Source organism: Pseudarthrobacter adonitolis, from assembly GCF_055412845.1.
On the sequence record NZ_JBVAYW010000024.1, the window covers coordinates 42375 to 48767 of the forward strand.

The 6393-nt window shown below is 60.7% G+C and carries 9 protein-coding genes; 3 read left to right on the forward strand and 6 right to left on the reverse strand.

The genetic code is table 11. The annotated features are described in order from the left end of the window. Positions 1 to 185: 185 nt before the first annotated feature. On the forward strand, positions 186 to 599 hold the full coding sequence (locus ACZYZ4_RS17200) for a DUF6924 domain-containing protein (RefSeq protein WP_463862836.1): 414 nt from the start codon (positions 186 to 188) through the stop codon (positions 597 to 599). A 278-nt stretch (positions 600 to 877) separates the two neighbouring features. Beyond that, the gene (locus ACZYZ4_RS17205) at positions 878 to 1336 is read left to right on the forward strand and encodes a T6SS immunity protein Tdi1 domain-containing protein (protein ID WP_463862838.1); all 459 of its coding nucleotides are present in this window, start codon (positions 878 to 880) and stop codon (positions 1334 to 1336) included. 465 nt (positions 1337 to 1801) lie between these two features. Here ACZYZ4_RS17205 and ACZYZ4_RS17210 read toward each other — a convergent pair whose 3' ends face one another. The 4 genes from ACZYZ4_RS17210 to ACZYZ4_RS17225 all read right to left on the reverse strand — a co-directional run bounded on the left by ACZYZ4_RS17210 (position 1802) and on the right by ACZYZ4_RS17225 (position 4374). After that, positions 1802 to 2734 (reverse strand): GDSL-type esterase/lipase family protein, encoded by a 933-nt coding sequence (locus ACZYZ4_RS17210; protein WP_463862839.1) that lies wholly within the window; start codon positions 2732 to 2734, stop codon positions 1802 to 1804. A gap of 189 nt (positions 2735 to 2923) precedes the next feature. Further along, the gene (locus tag ACZYZ4_RS17215) at positions 2924 to 3331 is read right to left on the reverse strand and encodes an ArsR/SmtB family transcription factor (RefSeq protein ID WP_463862840.1); all 408 of its coding nucleotides are present in this window, start codon (positions 3329 to 3331) and stop codon (positions 2924 to 2926) included. A gap of 64 nt (positions 3332 to 3395) precedes the next feature. Then, positions 3396 to 4028 carry an HD domain-containing protein gene (locus ACZYZ4_RS17220; protein ID WP_463862842.1) on the reverse strand — a complete coding sequence of 211 codons (633 nt, stop codon included), beginning with the start codon at positions 4026 to 4028 and terminating at the stop codon, positions 3396 to 3398. 58 nt (positions 4029 to 4086) lie between these two features. Further along, positions 4087 to 4374, reverse strand: coding sequence for a DUF6609 family protein (locus ACZYZ4_RS17225; RefSeq protein ID WP_463862844.1), 288 nt, complete (start codon positions 4372 to 4374; stop codon positions 4087 to 4089). A gap of 123 nt (positions 4375 to 4497) precedes the next feature. Between ACZYZ4_RS17225 and ACZYZ4_RS17230 the strand changes: the two genes are divergently transcribed. Next, positions 4498 to 4911 (forward strand): DUF6924 domain-containing protein, encoded by a 414-nt coding sequence (locus ACZYZ4_RS17230; RefSeq protein ID WP_463862845.1) that lies wholly within the window; start codon positions 4498 to 4500, stop codon positions 4909 to 4911. Between the two features lie 114 nt (positions 4912 to 5025). Here ACZYZ4_RS17230 and ACZYZ4_RS17235 read toward each other — a convergent pair whose 3' ends face one another. Both ACZYZ4_RS17235 and ACZYZ4_RS17240 read right to left on the reverse strand, forming a co-directional pair. After that, the gene (locus ACZYZ4_RS17235; RefSeq protein WP_463862847.1) at positions 5026 to 5871 is read right to left on the reverse strand and encodes a leucine-rich repeat domain-containing protein; all 846 of its coding nucleotides are present in this window, start codon (positions 5869 to 5871) and stop codon (positions 5026 to 5028) included. A gap of 316 nt (positions 5872 to 6187) precedes the next feature. Further along, the coding region (locus ACZYZ4_RS17240) for a hypothetical protein (protein WP_463862849.1) at positions 6188 to 6393 on the reverse strand (206 nt) is incomplete at its 5' end.

A 6393-nucleotide genomic window follows, 5' to 3' on the forward strand; every position in this document is an offset into this window, starting at 1 on the left:
TGCCACCTGATGACACGAAGACGATCGAAGGGTTGCACGGCGGGTAATTTCGAGAACCTTTTTGGTCCTCCCCGTACTCAATAAACTGGCATGCACGGTTATTCATGGGCCGGGAGTAGCCCGGGGACCTGACGACTAAGCAACGTCTCGGTGGGCAGTTGTGGTCGGCATGATTGGATAGCGACATGCCGGTTCTTCCAAAGACAGAGAATTCGCTTTTTGTCCGCACGAGCTTCACAAATGACAAGGCCTGGCGCGACGCTCTCTCCGTTGTCCTGACGGAAAACGAGGATGGCTTTCGTGCCTACGTGGAAGTCGTAGACGATAACGCGTGGGAAGAAGCTGATTGCGAGCGGCTTCGTGAAGTTGCTCTAGCGGTCGAGAATCAGGCAGCCGTGCTCTTCGTTGTGGACCAGGCCGCTCTAGAATCGGATTATCCGATTCTAGTTGTGGACCTTGATGAGACCTCGCGCCAGCCGTTTAGGTGTGTAGCGTGTGAGCTATGGGGCGTTGATAACAACTTGAACCTTGCCAACATGGATTGGGAAGACTTTGCTGGGAGCGCCGACACCGACAATGTGTTCAGGGGCTTCGCCTAATCGCTTTCGTTGGCACGTGTGCTCGGCCCCCTACGTGAAGCGGAGGCACCAGGAGCCGGCGACTCGCTTCGCCGCTTCGAGTGTGAGTCAATGATCTTGTCCTCGCTCAAGGTGCGCTGGCTCCGGATGACCGCACCCATGATGGAGAGGGTGGCAGCCTGTTCGAGTCAGGCCGAGTCCGGGGGCCCTGTTTCCGCAGGGCCCCAAGCCTCCATCCCGCGAGATCGTCTGCGGTCCACCCTGATTTGTTGCTCCGCTAGCTCCTGTAGGGTCTGCATATGGAGCCGATTAGACGCTTTACACCGGAGGATTACGCGGCAGCGCTTGAGTCGTGGTCATACCTTGAGCTTTCCGGTAAGCAGCCATTGTTCACCTCACCCTTTGGCGACGTGTTTCTCCAAGGTGAGGACGGCTTCTGGTTCTTAGACCTACTTGCCGGTGAGTTGAGCCGGCATTGGGAAACTGAAGGCGAGTTCAAGTCTTCTTTAAATTCCCGGGACGGGCAGGATGAGTACCTCATGATTGGTTTGGCCAGCGAGGCTGAAAGCACAGGCCTTCGGCCTGGGGAAGCCCAGATTTACAGTTTCCGGGTTCCTCCGGCACTTGGAGGTGCGCTGGAACTAGGGAACGTCGAACTGAGCGACTTCGTGGTTGCCACGAATATCGCTGGGCAGATCCATCAGCAGATCAGAGATCTTCCCCCTGGAACTCCAGTCAGCGGTGTGACGCTGTATTGATCCCCTTCTGGGCGCTCATATAAGCCGATAGCCAGGCGGCGATGCAGCTAGCTGCGGATCCGCCAGCATTCGCGAGACGAAACCCGAACCTGAGCGCTGACTGAACCCCTATCCATGGAAACATGCATTAAATGCAGGAAACCCACACTTTCAGCGCGGCTCGCCCCAGGCGGCTACTAGGCCCGGCCAGACGCTGAACTGCCACCCGCCACGACAAGGGAAGGCTGGGCCGCGTCCTCCGATGACCCAAGAGAACAGAGGTGTCGCCGACGGGACGGCCGGGAGTTTGATGCTGGGCACATGCCCCAGCAAACGTCGCTGCGCGCCCGGGCGGAGCTATTGACGACAACATCCGCACACGTTCTCGACTTGCACGACCCGAGGCGGCTGCGACGCCGATAGGCTGCGGGAGCAGACCGCCCTGACAGCTGTCCCGGATTAACTACACGCGGCCCCGGGAGCAGTTCAGACGTTGCCGACAGCCCCGGCCAGCAGCCGGTGGCCCTCGGCCGTGGGATGGAGGCCGTCGCTGAACAGGGCCGGGCGGTCGGCGAGGACGTCCCAGGTGTCTAGGAAGTCCCGGAAGGTCCGCTCGCACCACGACCGCAAAGTCTCGCGCAAGTCCCGGATCTCGCCTAGGTGGAGGCCGGGGACCAAGGTGGTGTCCACCCAGTTCGGGCTCATCACGACCACGCGTCGTCCCTGAGGTTCCATGGCGTCGCAGAAGGATTCCAGCCGGGCGATAACGTCCTGGCTCACTTGTGCCCCGCTTCGTCCGTCGGCGTGGAGCAGGTCATTGATGCCGGCCGCCACTAGGACCGTGTCGGCGCGGCGGGCGGCCACCTCGGCCTCGGCGGCGTCCAGGATCTCGAGCATGGTGGCGCCGGGCCAGGAGAGGTTGAAGAACCGGTTGTTTTCCTCGTCGCGGGCGATATGTCGCGAGGCGACCCGGGCGGCCCAGCCGCCGTCCTGGGTGCGGCGCCCGTAGGCGATGCTGTCGCCGATCAAGGCAATGCGTTCGGCCACGTCCAGAGGGTCGGCGGAGACGTAGCACCAGGCTTGTCCGTGGGCTCCGGTAGGCACGCGGCGGCGGGCGTAGGCTTCGACCTCGTATGCGTCGGCTGCGGCCAGCTCGTCGGGGGTTAGAGCCAGCAGGCCGCCGGATACTGTGTCCCGTTCACGCCGGACGAGGCCGAAGTGAACGTTCTTGCCGCTCTTGGCAATCACATCCAGGTCGGTGATGACGACCTCGGTGGTTCCGTGCCCGATTAGGGAGTCCTCGACCATGTTGACCCGGGTACCGAACAGCGACTGCTGCACCTTCTCATCCAATAGGGTGCCGAACGAGAATACTAGCTCGGTCGGGGCAGAGGTTGTGGTGGGTTCCGGATATGGCACAGCGGTGCTCCTTGGGCAGAATTTTCGTCACTCGGATGCGCGCCGTCGACGAACAGAAGCCGCACCGATACGACAAACTGAGCAGCGCCGTCGTCCTCTGGGAGCGGCTCATCGGACGGCCTCACTGAATGCCGGGCGAAGAGTTATCCTCGTCATCCACTCCATCGAAGTTCAGCCATGACAAACGAGTCACGGACTTGAGTACGGCGCTGATAACGTCGGGAAATCGCGGTTGGACTTCCCCGGTCCTTGCCAATTGAGCCGGCTGTTGCCTGGACCGGGTTCCTGGCAGATGAGACCGGATTCCCGGAGCACTTTGAAGTGTGCCGAAAGCGTTGATTTGGAAAGTTCGGTTTCGAAGGTTCCACAGGTTTTGCCCGGTTCGGTGTTGATGTCGGCAAGCAACCGAAGCCGTGTTGGATCGGCGCAGGCGTGCAGGATTGTGGACAGGTCCAGGTCATTCGCCAGCCGGTCGGCTATCCTGCTTTGCCAGCCGGGGCTTGCTGGGCACCAACTTGGGCACGGAGTATGCCGCCAGCTCGCCGCTTGTCCAGTGGCGTGCCGCCGGACAATCGAAACGCTGCTCGTTCGCTTCATTGTCGGCCTAAGTAGAAGTTGATTCTAAAGCCGCAAGTTCGCCGCGTGCGTTCGGTGCTGGCGGTCAGCATCCCCACACGGAGGAAGACGCCGACAATTCCATGCTGCTGGCTCCTTGTTCTTTTCGTTCGCGGGCAAGCTCGCCCGGCAGTGAGTAGCGCGGCGCGGCGGCGACCGAATGAGCGGCGTGAGTGACGATCGAGTCCGTGAGCGACTTGACCATGTCCAGCCGCGGGTACTCTGCGTGGATGCGTTGCTCCTGTGACATGACGACGTCGGCCTTGTGGCCAAAGTCGATCCCGATCCCTTCCGTTGTCAGGTAGGCGAGAAGCCCTCGACGCTCGGCGATGCCCGGTGAACTGTGCAAGGCGATCGCTTCCCAGACCCGGTCAACGTCCCCCGCCGCCACACCATGCTGGGTCAAGACTTCGGCTGCCAGATCGGCGCCTTCCACCTCAAACCGCTGCTCGCCAGGTGCTTTGGTCCCGGTACCCAGGTCGTGCATGACGCAGGCGGCGAAGAGAAGGTCCCGGTCATATGCCGCATCGTTCAGTGCGCCCTCGTGGATCGCGAGGAGTTCAGCAAACAGGAAGCTCCGAACGCTGTGATTGGCTACCGAGGGACTCTCCGAAGCCTGTACTACAGCGAGTGCCGCGCGGGCGACCGGGCTGGGCGGCAGGTCGATTGAAATTGTCATGTCCCCTACGCTAACGATTGGCCGTCCGTATCTGGATGGCAGAAGTGACAGATATCGCCTATATACTGCCATTCCGTTGGGGGCTTTTGCTGACCAGGTGAGGGGCGAGCTTCAGGCAAAGGACACCCGCGAGCAGCCAGCGGAGGCCGTACACGATGATGAAGCCCGGAATTGCCACGCCGGAAAGGATAAATCCTGCTGTAGCGTTCGCGATCGGCACGGCGCCCAGAATCTCTGCAATCCAGCCGTGGACGGGGAGGAACGGGCGAAAGTGGATGCCGACGACGGCGAAAGGTAAGCCTGACCTCGAAAACACAGGAACCCGGCTGTGGACGGGTTCCTTCATCTGTTTGAACTCGCCCTACTCAACTGGCATGCACGGTTATTCATGAGCCGGGAGTAGCCCGGCGGCCTAACGACACAAGCGTTGTCTCGGGGGCACTTGTGGTCGGCATGGTTGGATAGCGACATGCCGATTCTTCCGAAGACAGAAAATTCGCTTCTGGTCCGCACGAGCTTCGCAGATGAGAAGGCTTGGCTCGACGCCCTCTCGGTTGTGCTGACCGAAAACGAAGATGGCTTTCGTGCCTATGTGGAAGTCATCGCCGATAACGCTTGGGAAAACGCTGATTGGGAGCGGCTTCGTGAGACTGCTCTAGAGGCCGAGGATCAGGCAGCCGTCCTCTTCGTTGCGGACCACGCCGCTCTTGAACCGGATTATCCGATTCTTGTTGTCGACCTTGATGAGGCCTCCCGCCAGCCGTTTCGGTGTGTAGCGCGTGGGCTGTGGGGCGTTGATAACAACCTGAACCTTGCCAACATGGATTGGGAAGACTTTGCTGAAAGCGCCGATACCGACGGCGTATTCAGGGGCTTCGCCTGATCACTTTCGTTGCCGCAATGTATGGGCGTAGGGCGCCATGCACGGTTATTCATGGCACGGGAGTTCGAAGGTGGCTGGCTGCGTGCCGCGCCGGGGCTTGCTTCCCGGCAGAGCTCAGGTGAGTCCTTCAACCTGTCGTTTGAGAACATCCACTGACGGCTCGTAGCCGCGGCGGTTCATCATCGCGAAGCTCCTAAGTCGTTTCAGGCCGGTGATGGGGGTGAGGTCGTGGTCCAAGATCTTGGTGGATCCGTAGAGGTAGAGTTCCTCAAGCTCGGTTAGCCCGGCCACTGGACTGAGCGACTCGATGTCGCCGCTCTCGGCGATGTTGAGTCTGCGTAGTCCTGTGCACTCTGCGAGATCGTCGATCCTCGTCAGTTTTTTGCAGGAGACTAGCTCGAGCTCTCGGATTTCGGAGCGGCCGCGGAGCTCAGAGATGTCGTTAAGCCGCGTGGCTAGGTAGATGCCGAGTCGCTGGAGCTTGGGTAAGTGGGATAGGCCAGCCAGAGAGCTCAGTCTCGGACGATCCTTCATCCGGAGGGTTTGGAGACCTGCATGTGAAGACAGCGGCTCAAGATTGTCAGGCGTGTAGGCCAGCAGGAACAAGTAGTCGAGCCCGGAGACTTGGCCGATGGTGTCCCTGACCTGAGCCCAAGATGCCCCGAGACTACGGAGCTTGGGAAGTTCGGCGATCCTGATCGTCAGATCAGGATCGGTGGTCACGTGCAGCGATTCCAGGGTCGGGGCAAGCGAATAGATGGGATCAAGGTTGGTCTGGCGCCGGTCGATGATCTCCAGTTCACAAATCGGAAGCCCGCGGAGGAAGTCGAGCGTCGGTTCGTTGAATCCGAGCGCATAATTCAGCACGAGCCGGTGCGCGCGTCCCTCCTCGAAGATCCTTGCCGATTGCGCTGTCCAGGGTTCGGTCACCACAAGTTCGCCGGCCTGCTCGTATTTCATTGCTCGCCCCCATCATCTCGCCGCAGATGCAACCTACGGTGTTGCACCGAAGCTCTGGCTTCACAGGCTAATCCATCGGGATCAGTTGCAACTGCAGCGCCTTCCTTGCCGGTTATGTCCTCACTGCTGCGATGTATTGGGCATAGGCGGCGGCCGAGTCTGTGGCGTGGCGTTCGATGGTGGTGGGGGAGTAGCCGAGGGTTTCGGCGATGATGGCCACGGGTGCGAGTTTGGTGAGTTCGTGGAGGGTTCCGAGTCGATCCGGTCAGACACCAATCATGACAGGGTCCCCGCGAGGCTGAAGATCGGTCCCTGGCTACCAGTTGGGGCGGGCCGAGGATGTTCCGGTTGAGGGCTCCCCGGTGGGCACCGCTTTGTTCGGTGCGGGGCCGCCGACCATGTTCAGCAGCAGCATCGTGTCGTGGTCGGCTGTACCCGGCGGGGCTTGGTAGACCACCAGTCGATGCTCTGCATTGGAGACGTTGAGTACCTCGTAGTTAAGTTGCATCCGTCCCACCTTCG

Excerpts from the sequence above, each read along its gene's own strand:
- ACZYZ4_RS17235 (WP_463862847.1), bottom strand. The coding sequence starts at position 5,871 with ATGAAATACGAGCAGGCCGGCGAACTTGTGGTGACCGAACCCTGGACA.
- ACZYZ4_RS17205 (WP_463862838.1), top strand. The coding sequence starts at position 878 with ATGGAGCCGATTAGACGCTTTACACCGGAGGATTACGCGGCAGCGCTT.
- ACZYZ4_RS17230 (WP_463862845.1), top strand. The coding sequence starts at position 4,498 with ATGCCGATTCTTCCGAAGACAGAAAATTCGCTTCTGGTCCGCACGAGC.
- ACZYZ4_RS17220 (WP_463862842.1), bottom strand. The coding sequence starts at position 4,028 with ATGACAATTTCAATCGACCTGCCGCCCAGCCCGGTCGCCCGCGCGGCA.
- ACZYZ4_RS17215 (WP_463862840.1), bottom strand. The coding sequence starts at position 3,331 with ATGAAGCGAACGAGCAGCGTTTCGATTGTCCGGCGGCACGCCACTGGA.
- ACZYZ4_RS17225 (WP_463862844.1), bottom strand. The coding sequence starts at position 4,374 with ATGAAGGAACCCGTCCACAGCCGGGTTCCTGTGTTTTCGAGGTCAGGC.
- ACZYZ4_RS17200 (WP_463862836.1), top strand. The coding sequence starts at position 186 with ATGCCGGTTCTTCCAAAGACAGAGAATTCGCTTTTTGTCCGCACGAGC.